General features: G+C 62.1%; 16 protein-coding genes and 4 tRNA genes. 7 read left to right on the top strand and 13 right to left on the bottom strand.

Going from position 1 to position 17,765, the window contains the following annotated elements; all coding sequences use genetic code 11:
* Positions 1–10: 10 nt before the first annotated feature.
* On the bottom strand, positions 11–133 hold the full coding sequence (locus tag NH396_RS17050) for a hypothetical protein (RefSeq protein WP_290441732.1): 123 nt from the start codon (positions 131–133) through the stop codon (positions 11–13).
* 98 nt (positions 134–231) lie between these two features.
* On the opposite strand from NH396_RS17050, the gene NH396_RS08440 reads away from it, so the two are divergent.
* A complete protein-coding gene (locus NH396_RS08440; protein WP_253062940.1) occupies positions 232–1,914 on the top strand; it encodes a cryptochrome/photolyase family protein in 1,683 nt (560 codons plus the stop codon).
* Positions 1,911–2,297: a DUF393 domain-containing protein gene (locus NH396_RS08435; RefSeq protein WP_253062938.1), complete on the top strand. Its 387-nt coding sequence runs from the start codon at positions 1,911–1,913 to the stop codon at positions 2,295–2,297. Before NH396_RS08440 ends, NH396_RS08435 begins: the two co-directional genes overlap by 4 nt.
* Positions 2,298–2,313: 16 nt before the next feature.
* Here the strand turns inward: NH396_RS08435 and NH396_RS08430 are convergent, their stop codons facing one another.
* From NH396_RS08430 to rnr, 10 genes are all read right to left on the bottom strand, one after another.
* Positions 2,314–2,670, bottom strand: a complete 357-nt coding sequence (locus tag NH396_RS08430) for a DUF6482 family protein (RefSeq protein WP_253062936.1) — start codon at positions 2,668–2,670, stop codon at positions 2,314–2,316.
* Between the two features lie 214 nt (positions 2,671–2,884).
* Positions 2,885–4,747 carry a bifunctional diguanylate cyclase/phosphodiesterase gene (locus tag NH396_RS08425; protein ID WP_253062934.1) on the bottom strand — a complete coding sequence of 621 codons (1,863 nt, stop codon included), beginning with the start codon at positions 4,745–4,747 and terminating at the stop codon, positions 2,885–2,887.
* A 222-nt stretch (positions 4,748–4,969) separates the two neighbouring features.
* Positions 4,970–5,257, bottom strand: a complete 288-nt coding sequence (locus NH396_RS08420) for a hypothetical protein (RefSeq protein ID WP_176676043.1) — start codon at positions 5,255–5,257, stop codon at positions 4,970–4,972.
* A gap of 86 nt (positions 5,258–5,343) precedes the next feature.
* Positions 5,344–6,732, bottom strand: coding sequence for a replicative DNA helicase (dnaB, locus tag NH396_RS08415; RefSeq protein ID WP_253062932.1), 1,389 nt, complete (start codon positions 6,730–6,732; stop codon positions 5,344–5,346).
* A gap of 263 nt (positions 6,733–6,995) precedes the next feature.
* Positions 6,996–7,442 (bottom strand): 50S ribosomal protein L9, encoded by a 447-nt coding sequence (gene rplI / locus NH396_RS08410; RefSeq protein WP_175089989.1) that lies wholly within the window; start codon positions 7,440–7,442, stop codon positions 6,996–6,998.
* Between the two features lie 12 nt (positions 7,443–7,454).
* Positions 7,455–8,309, bottom strand: a complete 855-nt coding sequence (locus tag NH396_RS08405) for a hypothetical protein (RefSeq protein WP_253063183.1) — start codon at positions 8,307–8,309, stop codon at positions 7,455–7,457.
* 12 nt (positions 8,310–8,321) lie between these two features.
* On the bottom strand, positions 8,322–8,549 hold the full coding sequence (rpsR, locus tag NH396_RS08400) for a 30S ribosomal protein S18 (RefSeq protein WP_024952281.1): 228 nt from the start codon (positions 8,547–8,549) through the stop codon (positions 8,322–8,324).
* Between the two features lie 26 nt (positions 8,550–8,575).
* A complete protein-coding gene (rpsF, locus tag NH396_RS08395) occupies positions 8,576–8,956 on the bottom strand; it encodes a 30S ribosomal protein S6 (RefSeq protein ID WP_176676041.1) in 381 nt (126 codons plus the stop codon).
* A 304-nt stretch (positions 8,957–9,260) separates the two neighbouring features.
* Positions 9,261–10,172 carry a 23S rRNA (guanosine(2251)-2'-O)-methyltransferase RlmB gene (gene rlmB, locus NH396_RS08390; protein ID WP_306424392.1) on the bottom strand — a complete coding sequence of 304 codons (912 nt, stop codon included), beginning with the start codon at positions 10,170–10,172 and terminating at the stop codon, positions 9,261–9,263.
* 168 nt (positions 10,173–10,340) lie between these two features.
* Entirely contained in the window at positions 10,341–13,052 is a 2,712-nt protein-coding gene (gene rnr / locus NH396_RS08385; protein WP_253062930.1) for a ribonuclease R, read from the bottom strand.
* 340 nt (positions 13,053–13,392) lie between these two features.
* On the opposite strand from rnr, the gene NH396_RS08380 reads away from it, so the two are divergent.
* The 4 genes from NH396_RS08380 (at position 13,393) to NH396_RS08365 (ending at position 14,005) form a co-directional block, all read left to right on the top strand.
* Positions 13,393–13,479, top strand: a tRNA-Leu gene (locus tag NH396_RS08380).
* Between the two features lie 123 nt (positions 13,480–13,602).
* Positions 13,603–13,689, top strand: a tRNA-Leu gene (locus NH396_RS08375).
* 42 nt (positions 13,690–13,731) lie between these two features.
* A tRNA-Leu gene (locus NH396_RS08370) sits at positions 13,732–13,818 on the top strand.
* A 100-nt stretch (positions 13,819–13,918) separates the two neighbouring features.
* Positions 13,919–14,005 (top strand) — tRNA-Leu (locus tag NH396_RS08365).
* A gap of 331 nt (positions 14,006–14,336) precedes the next feature.
* Here NH396_RS08365 and NH396_RS08360 read toward each other — a convergent pair.
* The gene (locus NH396_RS08360; protein WP_253062929.1) at positions 14,337–15,203 is read right to left on the bottom strand and encodes a DNA/RNA non-specific endonuclease; all 867 of its coding nucleotides are present in this window, start codon (positions 15,201–15,203) and stop codon (positions 14,337–14,339) included.
* 448 nt (positions 15,204–15,651) lie between these two features.
* Between NH396_RS08360 and NH396_RS08355 the strand changes: the two genes are divergently transcribed.
* Entirely contained in the window at positions 15,652–15,969 is a 318-nt protein-coding gene (locus NH396_RS08355; RefSeq protein WP_253062927.1) for a high-potential iron-sulfur protein, read from the top strand.
* Between the two features lie 179 nt (positions 15,970–16,148).
* Here the strand turns inward: NH396_RS08355 and NH396_RS08350 are convergent, their stop codons facing one another.
* Positions 16,149–17,714, bottom strand: coding sequence for a SpoVR family protein (locus NH396_RS08350; RefSeq protein ID WP_253063171.1), 1,566 nt, complete (start codon positions 17,712–17,714; stop codon positions 16,149–16,151).
* Positions 17,715–17,765 lie beyond the last annotated feature (51 nt).

Genomic DNA, 17,765 nt, shown 5'->3' with positions numbered 1-17,765 from the left:
GGACTCCTGACTAGGGGCAAGAAGAGAGGTAAAGCGGCAGCGCATCCACTGACACCGACAGCGCAGCCAGCTTCACCGACAGCGCAGCCAGCTTCACCGACAGCGCAGCCAGCTTCACCGACAGCGCATCCATATTACCAGCTCGCCCTGTGCGTGAGGGATGAAGTTATACTATCATCACGATTTGTATAGCTTTAAGACAATTATTGTCACAACCCCTCCGGAGGCCTCGTGCCCGATCCCACCCCCGCTATTCTGCATCTGGCGACGCGTCATCACTTTGCGCGGCCACTGGTGCTGGTTCTCGGCGACCAGCTCAGCCATGACCTGGCAAGTCTCAAGCAGGCACCCGCAGACAGCGTGATCGCCTTCTGCGAGGTCGAGGAGGAAGGCCGCTACGTGCCGCACCACCCGCACAAGATCGCGATGATGCTTGCCGCGATGCGCCATCACGCCCAGGAACTCAGGGAATGTGGCTGGCAGGTACATGAAAGCCGACTGGAGGACCCGGACAACCTCCAACGTCTAACCAGCGAGGCAGAACGTCTGGCCGCCCTGTATCAGTGTGATGGCGTGCTGGTGACCCGCCCCGGCGAGTGGCGTCTGCTGGACGACTTCATGGCGCGACGCGAAGCCGGCAGCGTGCGCTGGGAAGTCCTCGAGGACACGCGCTTCTTCACCACGCCGGCAGCATTCGCCGGCTGGGCCGAGGGCCGCAAGCAACTGCGCATGGAATACTTCTATCGCGAACAACGCCGTGACACCGACCTGCTGATGGAAGGCAACGAACCCGCCGGCGGCAAGTTCAATCACGACCACGACAACCGCGAACCGATTCCAGACGACTTCCATGCCCCGCCACCACCGGTGCATGCCCATCACGAAGATGCGACCACTCGCGAGGTGCTGGCGCTGGTCGCGGCGCGCTTCGGGGAACAGGCCAGTGGCAAGGATCGCCACTTCGGCAGCCTCGAGAACTTCAACTGGGCCGTCACCCGCGCCCAGGCCCGCTCTGACCTCACGCATTTTCTCGATCACTGCCTGGCAGACTTCGGGCGCTATCAGGATGCCATCGAGGACAGCGACCCCTTCCTGTTCCATTCACGCCTGTCCGCTGCGCTCAATATCGGGCTCTTGAGCCCGCAGGAGGTCTGCAACGCCGTGGACGCTGCCTGGCGGCGCGGCGATGTACCGATCAATTCGGCGGAAGGGTTCATTCGCCAGATACTCGGCTGGCGCGAATATGTTCGCGGCATCTACTGGACACGCATGCCCGGCTACAAGCGCGAGAACCGGCTGGAAGCCAGCCGCAACCTGCCGGAATTCTTCTGGACGGGAGACAGCGGCATGCGCTGTCTGGATCAGGCCATCGCCAGCACCCGCGAGCATGCCTACGCCCACCATATTCGTCGCCTGATGGTCACGGGCAACTTCGCGCTGCTGTGCGGCGTGAAGCCCGAGGCGCTATGCGACTGGTATCTGGCGGTCTATGTGGACGCCTGTGAGTGGGTCGAGCTGCCCAATACGCTGGGCATGGTGCTGCATGCCGATGGCGGCCTGATGGGCTCCAAGCCTTATTGCGCCTCTGGCAAGTACATCGACCGCATGTCCAATCACTGCGACAGGTGCCAGTACTCGCCGAAGCAGGTCACCGGCACGCATGCCTGCCCGTTCAACAGCCTCTACTGGCACTTCATCGAGCGCCATCGCGAAGCATTGTCGCGCAATCCGCGCATGTCACTGGTCTACGGCAGCTGGCGACGCATGAAGGACGACAAGCGCGAAGCTCTGCTGCAACAGGCCGACGCCTTCCTGGCTCGCCTCGACAGCGCCGCGGACTATGGCAGTGATGCCCATCGCGCCGGTTACTACGCCGCGCCTTCCAGTCTCATCACCGACAGGGAATCCTCATGAGCCGCATCTGGCAAGCCAGCTCACCGGTCACGCTCTATCACGATGGCAAGTGTCCCCTGTGCCAGCGCGAGGTCGCCTGGCTGGCCAGGCATCCGAGGCGGGAGCGAGTCATAACGGTGGACATCCGTGCACCAGATTTCTCGCCTCAGGCGCTGGGCTTGAGCTTCGAGACGATGATGGGACGTCTGCATGTGCAGGACGCACGCGGGGAATGGTATGTCGGCATGGATGCCAGCCGAGCACTCTATGCGGTACTCGGCTATCGGCGCCTGGTGCGCCTGTCGCTGCTGCCGGGCCTGCGCCCGCTGATGGACTTGAGTTACCGCTTCTTCGCCCGCCATCGCGAGCGCATTGGCCACTGGGTGCCTCAAAAGCACATCTGAGCCACCAGGCGCGGGCTCAGAAGCTCAGCGGGATACGCGAGCTCAAGGGCTGGTGGTACTGCGGCGGGCGGCCGATCATCTCATCATTGGCGACCTGCGAGACCAGCCACGCCCGTGACATCCCGCCCCGCTTGAGCTCGCTGTAGACATCCTCCAGCGAGCGGAACAGCATCGGCTTGCCGCGCTTCATCAGCAGCTCGCTGCGCTCCTCCCCTTCCTCGCCGGCGGCTTCCAGCACCAGCTGAACCTGATAGAAACGACTGGCGGCATGACTGATCACGCGCGCCTCCAGTGCAGGGTATTCGGCCATCAGCGCCTGCAGATTGCTGGTAAAGATGGCGGACGGCGTAAAGATGCTGGTGGTTCTGGACATGTAAAGACTCCTGCGCATCCAGGGGGCTGCGCATGGCAAGGCCGCAAGACGACGACGTGGTACAAGGATAGCCCGTGAAAACAGGTGCTGGGCGAATCCTGACCCCAGCAGCCCGACGCTTCAGGATGTACTTCAAGGCTTCACGCCAGACTGATGGCCAGCGATGACAGTCATGGGGCAGGCGGATGACGATTGAGTGACTCGCAGGCGGAGATCACTGCACTGGTGAGGTACATGCCTCGATGACACGCCCGGAGTCTCGCGTCTTGGCTTCGCTCTTGAGCTCGCTCCAGCGCGCGGCGATGTGGGTCATCTCGCACCCGGCAAGATCATGCAGCGCCACCAGTGACAGTCGCGTCAGCGGGAAGAAGCGCGTGGTGCCGAAGCGGTCGTGGCCCTGAAAGCCTCCCGCTGCCAGTACATCGGCCGGATACAGGCTGGAGACCGCATGCTGGAATGCCGATTGCAGTCCGGCAAGACGTTGCTCGAGCGCTGTCAGGCGCAGTGCTCGGTGGGATTCGGCCATGCACAGCGTCATCACGAAATCATCGCCGCCGACATGGCCGAGAAAGTCACCCTCCTGCAGCGCATCGCGCAATACCGTCGCCAGCGCCAGCAACATGCGGTCGCCCAGCGCGTGGCCGAAGCGGTCATTGAAGGGCTTGAAATTGTCGAGATCCAGATAGATCACCACCCATTCGGCACTGTGCGCGTTGCCGTCCTCTCGCAAGCCCTCTCCCTTGCCCAGGCCCGCGCCAGCCACGCAGCCGAGCAACTGGCGCTCAATCGGTCCGTTGCCCGGCAGGCGCGTCAATGGATTGGCCTCCTCGGCACTCGCGACCTGTAGCTCCGTGATGATGCGCAGCAAGTCCAGAGTGCGCCCCAGTCCCTGATAGCGCCCGCCGCGCGTGATGATGAAGTCCTCATCCCGATCACTGCCTTCGCGGCCGGTCACCTTGGCCGAGACGCGCTCCAGCGTCTCATCCGCCTCGACGCGCAGCGGACTGCTCTGCATGACCTCGTGAATCAAGCGTCGCGCATACAGTTCCGGCCCGAAGCGCTGACTCAGCAGCCCCAGCAGGCGATGGCGGATGATCATGCCCACTGGTCGCTGCTGTTCGTCCACCACGGCCAGTGACATCACCTCCTGCTCGGCATGCAGCCGCTGGGCGACCTCATTGACGGTGACATCCTGCTGCACAGGCGTCACGGCGCGCGCCAGACTGCCGATGCTGCGGCCAGGCGGCGGGCGCTGCTGCAGCCTGCGACTCAGCTGGCGCAGATGCCGGTCGAGCGCGGCGCGCTGGCCAAGCGGATCGGCCTCGGCCGGCGCGAACAACCAGCCTTGCAGGTAGTCGGCCCCCAGCTGTCGCACGCACTCCATTTCCGCCTCACGCTCGACGCCCTCGGCGATCACCTGACTGCCACTACCGTGGGCGATATCGATGATCGAGCGCACGAAGCGCCGCTTGAGCGGGTCGGCATGGATACCACTGATGAAGTGACGGTCGATCTTGACGAAGTCCGGCTGCACCGACGACCACAGCTTGAGGCTGGCATAGCCCTCGCCGAGATCATCCAGCGCGATGGCGAAGCCCATCGATTGATAATGGCTGACGGCTTCCCGCATCAGCGCCGAATCCAGCCCGGGCGTCTGCTCGGTCAGCTCGATCACCACCTGGTGCGGACGCAGGCCGAAGCGCCGCAGCAGGCGTCGCGTCAGACCGGGCGAGTGGGTGCCATCCAGCAGCACATCGGGAGACACGTTGATGAACAGCCGCTCCGTCAGGCCCAGCGTCGACCATTGCTCGAGCGCACGCTCGCGACACAGGCTGTCGAGTTCCACCAGCCGGCCGTGTTCGCGCGCCGCCGAGAACATCGCCAGTGGTGAGGCCAGTGGCCCCGCGGCATTCCCGCGCGCCAGCGCCTCATAGGCGAACACCTCACGCCCGTTGGACGACACGATGGGCTGGAAATGCATGCTCACCTGGCGCTGACGCAGCAACGCCTCCAGTGCATGACAGGATTCGACGACAGGCTGGCCATGGGCGGCTTGCAGGGGCGGGGAAGGGAGCATGTCAGAATCTGAACATGCTGACATGACAAAGGGATGACAAAGATTGCACGCGGCGCATGAGGCGCCTCATCCGGCAGAGGAAATACCACAGCCCTGATCGGCATCCTGCCCGGGGGACGTTATACCGACCATCTCGACGTACCGACCATCTCGATGAACACGGATCACGCCATGCCGGCCTGGCAGCCGGCATGGCGTGATCCTCATGCACTGGAGTGACGCCTACAGCGAGTTGGGGTCGATGGCCTTGCCGAGGGAGTTGCGGTCGATCCACTTGCCCGCCTTGGTCTCCTTGTAACGGAAGACGACCATGTCGCCAGCCTCTACCGGCACTTCGCTGTCTTCGGTCTGGTAGCTGTAGCTCTCACCTTCCACGACCAGCGTGAAGCGGTAGAGGTCCGGCATGCCCAGCCATTCCTTGAAGGGTCCTTCACGCTCCAGACTCTCCAGCGTGCCGCGGCCTTGCAGCTTGGGGGTACGTGCGCGTCCGCGCCCAAATCCACCTGCCATGCTATCTCCTCCCCGTCAGTGCGGGTCTTGCGAGGCAACGGCGATGCCGCCGCCCGGGTACATGATTGACGCGCGTACGCATCACGTTATTCAGCGAAGGCCTGGCCATAACTGTCGGGCGCCAGGTCCTCGAAACGGGTGTACTTGCCGATGAAGGCCATGTGAACGGTACCGATGGGGCCGTTACGCTGCTTGCCGATGATCAGCTCGGCCAGTCCCTTGTTGTCGGGGTTGTCCTTGTTGTAGACCTCATCACGGTAGACGAAGGCGATGACATCGGCATCCTGCTCGATAGCGCCGGATTCACGCAGATCCGACATCACCGGGCGCTTGTTGGGGCGCTGCTCAAGCGAGCGGTTCAGCTGCGAGAGCGCCACCACCGGGCAGTCGAATTCCTTGGCCAGGCCCTTCAGCGAGCGCGAGATCTCGGAGATCTCCGCGGTCCGGTTCTCGGAAAGCCCCGGCACCTGCATCAGCTGAAGGTAATCGATCATGATCAGACCGATGCCGCCGTGTTCACGCGCCATGCGTCGACAGCGCGAGCGCATCTCGTTGGGCGACAGCGCCGCGGTGTCATCGACGAACAGCTGCTTGTCCTTGAGCAGGTTGACCGCCGAAGTCAGACGCGGCCAATCCTCGTCTTCCAGCTGGCCAGTACGCACCTTGGTCTGATCGATGCGGCCCAATGAGGAGATCATGCGCAACATCAGCGACTCGGCGGGCATCTCCATCGAGAAGACGGCGACCGGCTTGTCGCCGGAGACCACGGCATGCTCGACCAGATTCATGGCAAAGGTGGTCTTGCCCATCGAGGGACGCCCGGCAATGATCACCAGATCCGACGGCTGCAGGCCGGAGGTCATGTCATCGAGATCGCGGAAGCCGGTCGACAGGCCCGTCATCTGGCCCTTGAGGTTGAACAGCTCATCGATGCGGTCCACCGCGCCGGTCAGCAGCTGACTCATGCCCTGGGGGCCACCGCTCTTGGGCCGCGATTCGCTGATCTGGAACACCAGGCGCTCGGCCTCGTTGACCAGCTCATCGGCATCACGCCCCTGCGGGCTGAAGGAGCTCTCGGCAATCTGGTTGGCCGCCTGGATGAGCTTGCGCAGCGTGGCGCGCTCGCGAACGATGTCAGCATAGGCCTTGATGTTGCTGGCCGAGGGCGTATTGCGCGCCAGCTCGGCCAGGGTCGCCAGCCCGCCGACCGACTCGAGCTGGTCACGACTTTCCAGCAGCTCGGACAACGTCACCACATCCAGCGGGCGGCTGCCGCCGACCAGCTGAGACATGGCGTTGTAGATGAGACGATGCTCATAACGGTAGAAGTCGTCGGCCACCAGCCGCTCGGAGACCGTATCCCAGGCGCTGTTGTCCAGCATCAAGCCGCCAAGCACCGACTGCTCGGCCTCCAGCGAATTGGGCGGCACCTTGAGCGCTGCCGTCTCGCGATCCTGATCCTGAATCTCGCTCATGCCTGACTGACTCCTGCTGATGACTGACATGCCCGCGGGGGCTTCTAGTTTCACGCATTGACGCAAGCCTGCCAACCGTCGCGCCCACGCCGAAGCCTCTTCCTGACGGGGGCAGGCATTCTACCGGATTTTGTGCGTCATCGCCTCGACGACGACAAATCACGCCCATGAAAAAACCGCCTTCGCATCAAGGATGCAAAGGCGGCTTGGGTACCGCAGCAGTCGCTACGCCGGATCACCGGCCAGCCACTGCAGATCAGCGATTACTCGCCGACCACGACCACACGGACAGTGGCAGTCACTTCAGCGTGCAGCTGCAGCACGATGTCGTATTCGCCAGTGTTGCGCAGCGGGCCTTCCGGCATGCGGACTTCGCTCTTGGCGACGTCGATGCCAGACTGGGCGATAGCTTCGGCCAGATCACGCGGACCGATGGAACCGAACAGCTTGCCTTCATCGCCAGCCTTGGCGACCAGGGACAGTTCGATTTCGTTCAGCTGAGCGGCACGCGCTTCAGCTTCGGCCTTGCGCTCTGCAACCTGTGCTTCCAGCTCAGCGCGCTGAGCTTCGAAAGCTGCCTGGTTTTCAGCAGTGGCCGGAACTGCCAGGCCGTACGGCAGCAGGTAGTTGCGACCGAAGCCAGCCTTGACGGAAACCTGGTCACCCAGGTTACCCAGCTTGCCAATCTTGTCGAGCAGAATGACTTGCATCTCGTAAACCTCTTATCGATGACTGCCGGCGAGACGTGCGCGAAAATCCGCAAAGACGTCCACAAGCGCCAACAGCAGCAAAATCAGAATCGTGGGCCAGGTGGTCAGCATCATGAAATAGACGCCGACGAGCCATAACCCGCTCATCCCCTTTAACCCGATGTAACCATGTACCAGGGCAATGCCCGCCACCAGCAGCGGTATCCAGATCAGCAGGAGCACTGCAGGCACATTGAGCAGTACGCCAATGATCCCGCAGGCTGCCAGTATCAGGATTTCGGGCAAACTCAGCCGAAAGGCATGGAATTCGCGGCGAAACCCACCCGGATTGTAGAGCCCGGACTGCCAACTGCGCGCCAGGGCCAGACAGCCCGTGGCGGCCAGCAGGACCACCAACCCGGTAATACCACCGATGACCAGCCCTGCGAGCTGTTCAGTCGGCACACCTTGAGCGGCAAAGTCGTTCAAGCGTGCGTCAAGCTCAGGGGCATTCTTGCGAATGCTCTCAAGCAGTGGACCGGCTCCGCCTGGTGGCAGGAATATCCCGGACTGCACCATCAGTGCCGCCGTCAGGCTGGCGCCTATCAGCGCCTCCCCCCATCGCACGCGAGCGCGCAACAGGGTTGCCATCAGGGTGACCAGCAATACGGTTGCCAAAGGCACCGGATCGCCTTGTACCCACCACCAACCGGCCGGAACGGCGGCGGCGATGACTACGGGTGCGGCAGGCGCAAGGCCACGCCGAAGCGTGACCAGCGCACTGATGGCGGCACTGAACCAGAAGAACCAGGGCACGATTCCCGTCAGCAATACAATCGCAATGCATTGTAGGGGGCCGCGCATGGCCCAGCGTGCCAGTGCCAGCATCATGGTGTCGCCTTACTGGTGGCTATCGCTGTACGGCAGCAGAGCCAGGTAGCGAGCACGCTTGATGGCAGTCGCCAGCTGACGCTGGTAGCGTGCCTTGGTGCCAGTGATACGGCTCGGGACGATCTTGCCGGTCTCGGTGATGTAAGACTTCAGGACTTCGATGTCCTTGTAGTCGATCTGCTTCACGCCTTCAGCGGTGAAGCGGCAGAACTTGCGACGACGGAAAAAACGTGCCATTGCAATGACCTCCTGGGGGTGCGGTATCAGTTAGCGTCTTGAGCTTCGGATTCGTCACGCTTGTCTTCGCGACGCGGACGCTTCTCTTCAGCCGGCTTCATCATCGGAGACGGCTCGATGACCGCTTCCTTTGAACGCACAACCAGGTTACGGATGACGGCGTCGTTGAAACGGAAGATGGTTTCGAGTTCTTCAACCACCTCACCGGTAGTTTCGACGTTCATCAGCACGTAGTGGGCCTTGTGGATCTTGTTGATCGGGTAGGCCAGGTGACGGCGACCCCAATCTTCCAGACGATGCACAGTACCGCCGGCTTCGGTCACGATGGAGGTGTAACGCTCGATCATGGCCGGAACCTGTTCGCTCTGGTCCGGGTGGACCATGAACACGATCTCGTAGTGACGCATGGCTTGGCTCCTTTCGGTTTGACAGCCCCCACGGCGCGTCTCGGGCCGGGAAGCAAGGAGTGGAGTGATTACTACGGTTGTACCATTCAGACCCGAAGGCCACGAATGACGCGCGCGGGCGAGGACAGGTGCCCCCATGCCGCGCATTCACTGCAGACTGCACTTCACAGAACCGCAGTATTGTAGAGAGGAGTCAAGGGCTTGGCAAGCGGCCCGTGAAAGACAGCCAGCCCCGTTCCGCCGGCCGCCTCTCTCTTGCTTGTCTCTGCCCTGCCTTCCTGACTATCCCCTGCCGACAATTGCCTCAGCCGCGGCGCTGACGCACGGCCTCGAACAGACAGATGCCCGCGGCAACCGAGACATTGAGGCTGGAGACGCTACCCGCCATCGGCAGCTTGATCAGGCTGTCGCAATGCTCGCGGGTCAGGCGACGCATGCCCTTGCCCTCGGCACCCATCACGATGGCGACCGGGCCGGTGAAGTCGGCTTCGAAGGCCATGGATTCGGCTTCGCCCGCCGTGCCCAGCACCCAGACACCGGCTTCCTTCATGGCGTCCAGCGTGCGGGCCAGATTGGTGACCTGATAGACCGGCACCACTTCCGCAGCCCCACAGGCCACCTTGCGCACGGTCGCGTTCAGGGAAGCCGACTTGTCCTTGGGCACGATGACGCCATGGGCGCCCGCGGCATCGGCACTGCGCAGGCAGGCGCCGAGGTTGTGCGGATCCGTGACGGAGTCCAGCACCAGAAACAGCGGAGCTTCTTCGTGAGACCAGCCATCAAGGCGCAGCTTGAGGCCGGTCTCGTTCTCGGTGGCCAGTGGCGCGCACAGCGCGACCAGCCCCTGATGGGCACCACCGCCGACGGCCAGTGCATCCAGCTCCCCGCGCCCCTTGAGGGTGACGCACGAGCCGGCGGCACGCGCCTGCTCGATGATCTCGCTCAGGCGCAGCTCGGCCTCGCCCGCTTGCACCCATAGCTCGCTGGGCGCACGATCTCGTGCCAGCAAGGCTTCCACGGCATGCACGCCATAGACGGCTTCCAGCCCACAGGGAATCTTCGGCGCAGCGGCGCGAGCGCCACCCTTGCGTGCCCCGCCTCGCTCATGGCGCTGAGCGCCACTGCGCTCGCCTCGGGAATGCTCACTTCTGGCGTGGCTAGCACGCTCGCCGGCGGGCTTGCCGCGGCCGGGCTTGCGCCCCTTGTCCTGACTCATTGTGCCTTCCTGACTGATGACCCGACGGGCCCTGTCACATTGACGGAAACTGCGCTGCCGCCGACGCGACAGCCTTGAAATCGTGCAGCCTGAACTGCCCAACGCATCAGCCCCGACCGGAGCCGGGGCTGATGCAATTGCAATGACGCGCGAGGAGCCGAGCCGAAATCAGCTACGGCCGTTACCGCGACGCCCGCGCGAGCGCGAACCGCGCTTGCGCGACGGATCGTCCTTGCCTGCAGCCCCCATCGGTGCCACCGGCGCGAATGGGCTGTCGGCGGCTTCCGGGCCACTCGGCACGGCCGGACGCGCTGCTGCCGGCGCTTCAGGCGCAGACTCACGCTCATTGCCAGCAGACGCCTTGCGCTCTCCACGGCCTGAGCGGTCATTGCGCTCACCGCGCGGCTTGCGCGGCGGACGCTCACCTGCCGATTTTTCGGCCGCCGCCGCGCTGCCATTGCCTTCCTGGCTGACTTCTTCAGTCAGGGACTTGAGACGCTCGCGTTCACGCTTGCCGGGGCGCCCCTTGGAAGAGGACTCCTTGCCGGAAGGTGAGCTGCTCTTGGCCGCAGATGACTTGCCACCCTCTCGCTCGCTGCTGCGCGACTTGCGCGGCTTGCGCTTGGGGCGCGGTGTCGGATCGCTGAGCATGAAGTCGATCTTGCGTTCATCCATGTCGACACGTGCCACCTGGACGGTGACGCCATCGCCGAGACCATAGCTGACGCCGGCACGCTCACCCTTGAGGCGGTGCTTCTCGGCCTCGTAGTGATAGTAGTCGGACGGCAGCGAGGAGATGTGCAGCAGGCCCTCGACGTAGTAGGCATCCAGGCGTACGAACAGGCCGAACTGGGTGACCGCCGCGACGGTGCCTTCCAGCACTTCGCCGACCTTGTCCTTCATGAACTCGCACTTGAGCCAGTCGTTGACGTCACGCGTCGCCTCATCGGCGCGGCGCTCGGTCATAGAGCAGTGCTCACCCAGCTCGAGCATCTGCTCGAAGGTGTACGGACACCACTTGGTCGGGCGCTCGGTCACGGCATCTTCAGCGCGCAGCACGGTGTCGGTCTTGCGCGGGCCACGGATGACGGAGCGAATCGCACGGTGCACCAGCAGATCCGGATAACGACGGATCGGTGAGGTGAAGTGCGCATAGGCATCATAGGCCAGCCCGAAGTGACCTTCGTTCTGCGGCGAGTAGACCGCCTGGGTCATGCTGCGCAGCATCACGGTCTGGATGATGTCGAGGTCCGGACGCTCGGCGATCGAGGCACGCAGTGCCTGGAAGTCCTTGGGTGCTGGCTCGTCACCACCTTCCAGCGTCAGCCCCAGCTCGCCCAGGAAGGCGCGCAGATTACTCAGGCGCTCCGGCGCCGGCTGCTTGTGGACACGATAGAGTGCAGGCAGATCATGTTCATCCAGGAAACGCGCCGTCGCGACGTTGGCCGCCAGCATGCATTCCTCGATCAGCTTGTGCGCGTCATTGCGAGTACGCGGCACGATCTGCTCGATCTTGCGCTCATCGTTGAACAGGATCTGGGTCTCGGTGGTCTCGAAGTCGATGGCACCGCGCTTGTCACGCGCCTTGCGCAGCACGCCGTACAGGGCATGCAGGTTGTGCAGTGACGGCAACAGCTCGCTGTACTGCTGGCACAGTGCCTGACCCTCTTCGCTGTCCGGATCTTCCAGCATGGTACCGACCTTGTTGTAGGTCAGGCGGGCATGGGAACGGATCACGGCCTCGAAGAAGCGATAATCGAGCATCTCACCATCCCGGGCGGAGATGGTCAGCTCGCAGACCATGGTCAGACGGTCGACGTGCGGATTGAGCGAGCACAGTCCATTGGAGAGCAGTTCCGGCAGCATCGGCACGACCTGCCCTGGGAAATACACCGAGTTGCCGCGCACGTAGGCTTCCTGATCCAGCGGACTGCCGCCACGCACGTAGTGGGAGACATCGGCGATGGCGACCAGCAGTTTCCAGTTGCCGCTGTCGTCCTGCCAGGCACAGACGGCGTCATCGAAGTCCTTCGCGTCTTCGCCATCGATGGTGACCAGCGGTGTCTCGCGCAGGTCGATGCGCCCCTTCTTGTCTTCTTCCAGCACCTCGGCGGAGATGGTCGAGATCTGGTCTTCGACTTCCGGCGGGAATTCACTGGGGATATCGTGGGAGCGGATCGCGATATCGATTTCCATGCCCGGGTCCATGCGCTCACCGAGCACCTCGACCACTTCACCCACTGGCTGAACGCGTGTAGCGGGCTGCTGAGTGATGCGCACGGACACCACCTGACCGTCCTTGGCTCCATTGGCCACGCGGTTGGGGATGATGACTTCCTGCGCGATGCGCGAGTTCTCGGGAATCAGTACACCGAAGTCCGGCTCGGACTGACGATAGATGCCGACCAGGGTCTGGGTGTTGCGCGCCAATACCTCGACGATGGTGATCTCGTCACGGCCACGACGGTCACGGCCGCTGATGCGCGCCAGCACCTGATCGCCATGGAAGACACGACGCATCTGGCGCGGCGGCACGGCGAGGTCCGGCTTGACGCCATCTTCGCGCGCCAGGAAGCCGAAGCCGTCACGGTGACCGACGATGCGGCCACGGATCAGGTCCAGCTTGTCGATCAGGGCATAGGCGCCGCGACGATTGCGCAGCACCTGACCGTCACGCTCCATGGCATTGAGACGACGACGCACAGCTTCCTGCTGCTCCTCGTCCTCGAAACCGAGCATGCGGCTCATGTTCTCGTGGGTAATGGGCTTGCCATACTCTTCCAGCTTGTCGAGCAAGAACTCTCGGCTGGGGATGGGCTTGTCGTACTTATGGGCTTCGCGTTCCGCGTGCGGGTCGTCGCTGAGCGTCCATTGGGTCATTAATCAGGATTCCTTGACGATGAATTCGAGACGGGCAGCGATCGCGGCACGGAATGACAGATTGTCTCTCATCCGCGCATTATAGCCTCTACCCTTGGGCCGACCCAACCATTCCCCGCCACTCATCACGGCGGAGGGGCCATTCAGTGCTCTCAATGGCGGCCCGAGGCCAGACTCTCAAGTCTGAAAGCTCGCCAATCGATGAGCTTCATCTGTCTGTCCTCTCTCTGGCCTCTGTCTATCCTCATGAAGCGAGAGAGGCTTTCTGCGGCCCGCTCAACAAGGCATGAAAGAAAAAGCTTGCATTCCCGCAGTACATCCGTATTATTCGGCACCACTTGCCCAGATGGCGGAATTGGTAGACGCGCTAGCTTCAGGTGCTAGTGTCCGTATGGACGTGGAGGTTCAAGTCCTCTTCTGGGCACCAATTTCGGGTTTCATGTTGGCGTGACACACGTTAAGATGGATACCAGAAAGCGGGTAAAGCATTTAAGTTTCAATAACTTGATTGCTGATCCGGGTCTACGGGCCGAAACGAGTTCTGATGTCTGCCCAGGTGGCGGAATTGGTAGACGCGCTAGCTTCAGGTGCTAGTGTCCTTATGGACGTGGAGGTTCAAGTCCTCTCCTGGGCACCACGGACGTCAGACTCACAACGAACGACCCCTGTATCGCGCTTCGCCCAGATGGCGGAATTGGTAGACGCGCTAGCTTCAGGTGCTAGTGTCCTTATGGACGTGGAGGTTCAAGTCCTCTTCTGGGCACCACGATGCGCACTCGAACAGGGAACATGGTATCCACTACCAAGGATCTCATGCTCGTTCAGCTGCAAGACTCAGCTCTTGAGGCTTCAGCACACAACTTGATGCCCAGATGGCGGAATTGGTAGACGCGCTAGCTTCAGGTGCTAGTGTCCTTATGGACGTGGAGGTTCAAGTCCTCTTCTGGGCACCATCAAGTTGATATCCGATGCATCCTCGCAGCACCTGCTGCTCACATCGCGATACTCCCCCCTTGCAATATCCTGACTGACTCACCCTCTTGTTTTGCCTAGACCCACAGCGCCCTGCCCTGCGTTGCCTTTCGCATGCTTCGAAGAAAATACCGCCCTCCTCATACGCAACTTGTCCACACCCATTGCCACGCCAGACATTGTGGATAACTCTTTTCAGCTACACCCCTTCAGTCGGCACCCGTCCGCCGAACTCCTTCAGTACGTTCCTGTCAGTCGGACCTTGGCTTGGCGCTGATTAGGCTCCTATGTCACCCGCCTCTCCCTGTGCGCTCAATAACGTGATGGCGTACGACTGAAACTGTCCACCTGCCAGCCATCGCGCACGACTTGTGCCTCGAGGCGCTGCTCGACGTCATCGGGAAGCTCATGGAAGAAGTCCAGCCCTGTCAGTGACTCGATGCGGTCGATGCTGACCAGAAAGCGATCCAGCGGCTCATCTCCCCTCACCTGCTGCGGAAAGAGAAATGCCAACGCACGCGGTGCCTGCCGGCCCGAACCGGGCGAGATGATGATCTTGTAGAAGGCATCGGGAATCTCGATCAGATTGGGCAGCCGCTCGATACTGCCGCTGAAGACCGGTCCTGCCGTGATCCACAGCGTACCTTCACGCGGCAGGATGCTGTCCATGATGGCGGCTTCCAGCCGTTGCCAAAGCTTGCGATTGAGCGCCGGTGTCTGTGGCGAGATATTCGTCATGCGGAAGGTCTGATGCTGCGCCTTGACGCCGTAGATCTTGCCGATGGCGTAGTTGGGCGCCAGGTGCCCACGATCGTAGCCACTGTTGCGATAGCTATCCGGCGTGACGGGCCACAGTGAGCGCCAGTCGCGCTCGAACTTGTCAGGACGCTCCCCCAGCCGCGACCCTTGAGTATTCTCGAGCCGCCATGTCACCCACAACGGGTTGGCACGCAGATCAGACCACCCCACCAGATAGGCATCGCTGCGCAAGCCACGCGCCAGCGTCTTCCAGTCCAGCGCACGCGCCTGCGGCACGCCCTGCCAGACGTAGAATTGCTGGTAGTCGCGCTCCTGCCACCACCAGAGCCCACCCCCTACCAGTGCAAACACCACGCTGACCCCGAAGCCTCGCCACAGCTTACGGCCGGCCGAGCGAATATCATCCATCACATCCAGCATCCCGCCATTTCCTTCTTGTCGTTGCAATTACCTCGGCAAGGCATGCATTCATCATTTCGCCATGGCTCGCGGGCCACAGCGATGTCATTCACGCTACTGCGTCGATTCCATCATGCCAGAGTTATGCCAGCGAGGCTGACGGTTGCCCCAACTCAAGCCACAATAAACAGGTAGCACCCGCTTGATGCACCATCGGCGAGCAGAGACCTCCTGACAAATCTGCCCGAACACTGATGGCGCAGAACCTGACCACATGTTCAGCATCTGGCATGCCACCTGCATCCATGAATGCCAGCAAGCGGTCAGCAATGCCACACAGAGTGCCCATCAAGGTGCCAGTGGCACCCGCGACACTGCAACGACTGACATGCAAGCGCCTCCTGACAGGCGAGCCGTGACCGCAGCACATCCCGACGGTTGTGCTCCATTGATGAGAAGGAATCCGACCATGGCCAATCAGAGCCGCCGTAACTTCATGCGCAATAGCCTGCTGGGGCTCGCAGCCCTGCCACTGGGCGCCGCCATACTCTCGCCACGCGCCCTTGCCGCCGGCCTGCCGCGCCTGGACACCTCCAACCCACAGGCAAAGGCGCTCAACTATGTGGAGGTCGCCAGTGAGGCCGAGGATCATCCCGCCTTCAAGCCGGGTTCGGACTGCGCCAACTGCATGTTCTACAAGCCCGAGAACGAGGGCTGCCAGCTTTTTCCCAGCCATAGCGTCGAGCCGAAGGGCTGGTGTCAGTCCTGGACCAAGCGTCCGGCCTGAGGCGCTCAATCGAAGCTCTCTGGCTGAAAGCACGAGAGCCCACTGAAACAAGAAAACCGCCGCGAGGATGTCCTCACGGCGGTTTTTTCATGCCTGTCTCATGCCGATTGCGCGCCGGTCAGGTCAGCCCCCCCCCTCGATACCGCCTTGAGCCGCCATGAACTCCCCCTGAAGCCCTGTCAGCCGAGATTGGCATCCTCCGGCAGCGGCCACTGGTAGCGCCTTGCCACCTCATCGCTCTCCATCGACTCCAGATGAACGGGGAAACCCCAAAGCTGGTGCAGATAGCGCATCACGGGGTAGACGCTGCGCGCCAGCGGGCGGCGATCATCCTGCACATGGCGTAGGGTCAGCGAGCGATCACCGCGAATATTGGCGGCCCACACCTGGATATTCGGCTCACGATGGCTCAGCGCGTACTGCACGCACAGCGCCTCACGAATGCGCTTGTAACCACGACTGTCGTGAATGGCGTCAATGACGAGATGCTCATCGCTGTCATCATCGACCAGCGAGAACAGCTTGAGATCCCGGATCACCTTGGGCGACAGGAATTGCTGGATGAAGGACTCATCCTTGAAGTTGCGCATCGCGAAGTGCACCGTTTCCAGCCAGTCGCTGCCGGCGATATCCGGGAACCACTCACGATCCTCATCGTCGGGGTGCTCACAGATACGCTTGATATCGGTGAACATCGCGAAGCCCAGCGCATAGGGATTGATGCCGTTGTAATGCGGGTGATCGAAGCCGGGCTGCTGCACCACCGAGGTATGCGACTGCAGGAACTCGAGAATCACGCCCTCGCCGATCACCCCCTCATCGTAGAGCTGATTCATGATGGTGTAGTGCCAGAAACATGCCCATCCCTCGTTCATCACCTGCGTCTGGCGCTGCGGATAGAAGTACTGCGCCAGCTTGCGCACGATACGCACCAGCTCGCGCTGCCAGGGCTCCAGCAACGGGGCATTCTTCTCGATGAAATAGAGCAGGTTCTCCTGCGGTTCCGGCGGATAGTGTCCGCGGCGATGCAGACCGAGAGGATCATTGACCTCATCGACCACCTCATCCTCTTCGCCCGCCTGGGGAATCGTGGTCCAAAGCGCATTCACCTGGGCCTGCAGGTAGGCCTCTCGCTCCTGCTGACGCTGGACCTCCTCTTCCGGCGAGATGGCTGAAGGACGCTTGTAGCGATCCACGCCATAGTTCTGCAGCGCATGGCAGGCATCGAGCAGCTGCTCGACGGCGTCCACGCCATGACGCTCCTCGCACTCGGACACGTATTTCCGCGCGAAGACGAGGTAGTCGATGATCGCCGAGGCATCCGTCCAGGTGCGGAACAGATAATTGCCCTTGAAGAAGCTGTTGTGGCCATAGCAGGCATGCGCCATGACCAGAATCTGCATCATCAGGGTGTTCTCTTCCATCAGATAGGCGATGCACGGGTCGGAGTTGATCACCAGCTCATAGGCCAGCCCCATCTGCCCTCGCCGATACGCCTGCTCCACCGACAGGAACTGCTTGCCGAACGACCAGTGATGGTAGCCGACCGGCATGCCGATGCTGGCGTAGGCATCCATCATCTGCTCGGACGTGATCACCTCGATCTGGTTGGGGTAGATATCCAGCTTGTACTGCGCGGCGATGCGCGCGATCTCGCTTTCGAAATGCTCGAGCAATTCGAAGGTCCAATCCGACCCGCTGGCCGGTTGGGTATCTTCCAGCCGGCTATCGATGTGCTTGCCCATTCGGTCATCAAGACCGCCATCAAGACCATGACTCATGAGGCCTCCTGACCC

The sequence above is a fragment of the Cobetia sp. Dlab-2-AX genome, assembly GCF_024124625.1.
In the GTDB taxonomy this organism is placed as follows: domain Bacteria; phylum Pseudomonadota; class Gammaproteobacteria; order Pseudomonadales; family Halomonadaceae; genus Cobetia.
Note: the sequence above shows the minus strand (reverse complement) of the source record. Positions and strands in the feature narration are given on the sequence as shown.

Coding starts and splice junctions, on each gene's coding strand:
- rlmB (WP_306424392.1), bottom strand. CDS start 10,172: ATGAGTCAGGACAAGGGGCGCAAGCCCGGCCGCGGCAAGCCCGCCGGC.
- NH396_RS08430 (WP_253062936.1), bottom strand. CDS start 2,670: ATGTCCAGAACCACCAGCATCTTTACGCCGTCCGCCATCTTTACCAGC.
- NH396_RS08355 (WP_253062927.1), top strand. CDS start 15,652: ATGGCCAATCAGAGCCGCCGTAACTTCATGCGCAATAGCCTGCTGGGG.
- NH396_RS08405 (WP_253063183.1), bottom strand. CDS start 8,309: ATGCTGGCACTGGCACGCTGGGCCATGCGCGGCCCCCTACAATGCATT.
- rpsR (WP_024952281.1), bottom strand. CDS start 8,549: ATGGCACGTTTTTTCCGTCGTCGCAAGTTCTGCCGCTTCACCGCTGAA.
- NH396_RS08435 (WP_253062938.1), top strand. CDS start 1,911: ATGAGCCGCATCTGGCAAGCCAGCTCACCGGTCACGCTCTATCACGAT.
- NH396_RS08360 (WP_253062929.1), bottom strand. CDS start 15,203: ATGCTGGATGTGATGGATGATATTCGCTCGGCCGGCCGTAAGCTGTGG.
- rnr (WP_253062930.1), bottom strand. CDS start 13,052: ATGACCCAATGGACGCTCAGCGACGACCCGCACGCGGAACGCGAAGCC.
- dnaB (WP_253062932.1), bottom strand. CDS start 6,732: ATGAGCGAGATTCAGGATCAGGATCGCGAGACGGCAGCGCTCAAGGTG.
- NH396_RS08425 (WP_253062934.1), bottom strand. CDS start 4,747: ATGCTCCCTTCCCCGCCCCTGCAAGCCGCCCATGGCCAGCCTGTCGTC.
- rpsF (WP_176676041.1), bottom strand. CDS start 8,956: ATGCGTCACTACGAGATCGTGTTCATGGTCCACCCGGACCAGAGCGAA.
- NH396_RS17050 (WP_290441732.1), bottom strand. CDS start 133: ATGGATGCGCTGTCGGTGAAGCTGGCTGCGCTGTCGGTGAAGCTGGCT.
- rplI (WP_175089989.1), bottom strand. CDS start 7,442: ATGCAAGTCATTCTGCTCGACAAGATTGGCAAGCTGGGTAACCTGGGT.
- NH396_RS08420 (WP_176676043.1), bottom strand. CDS start 5,257: ATGGCAGGTGGATTTGGGCGCGGACGCGCACGTACCCCCAAGCTGCAA.
- NH396_RS08350 (WP_253063171.1), bottom strand. CDS start 17,714: ATGGGCAAGCACATCGATAGCCGGCTGGAAGATACCCAACCGGCCAGC.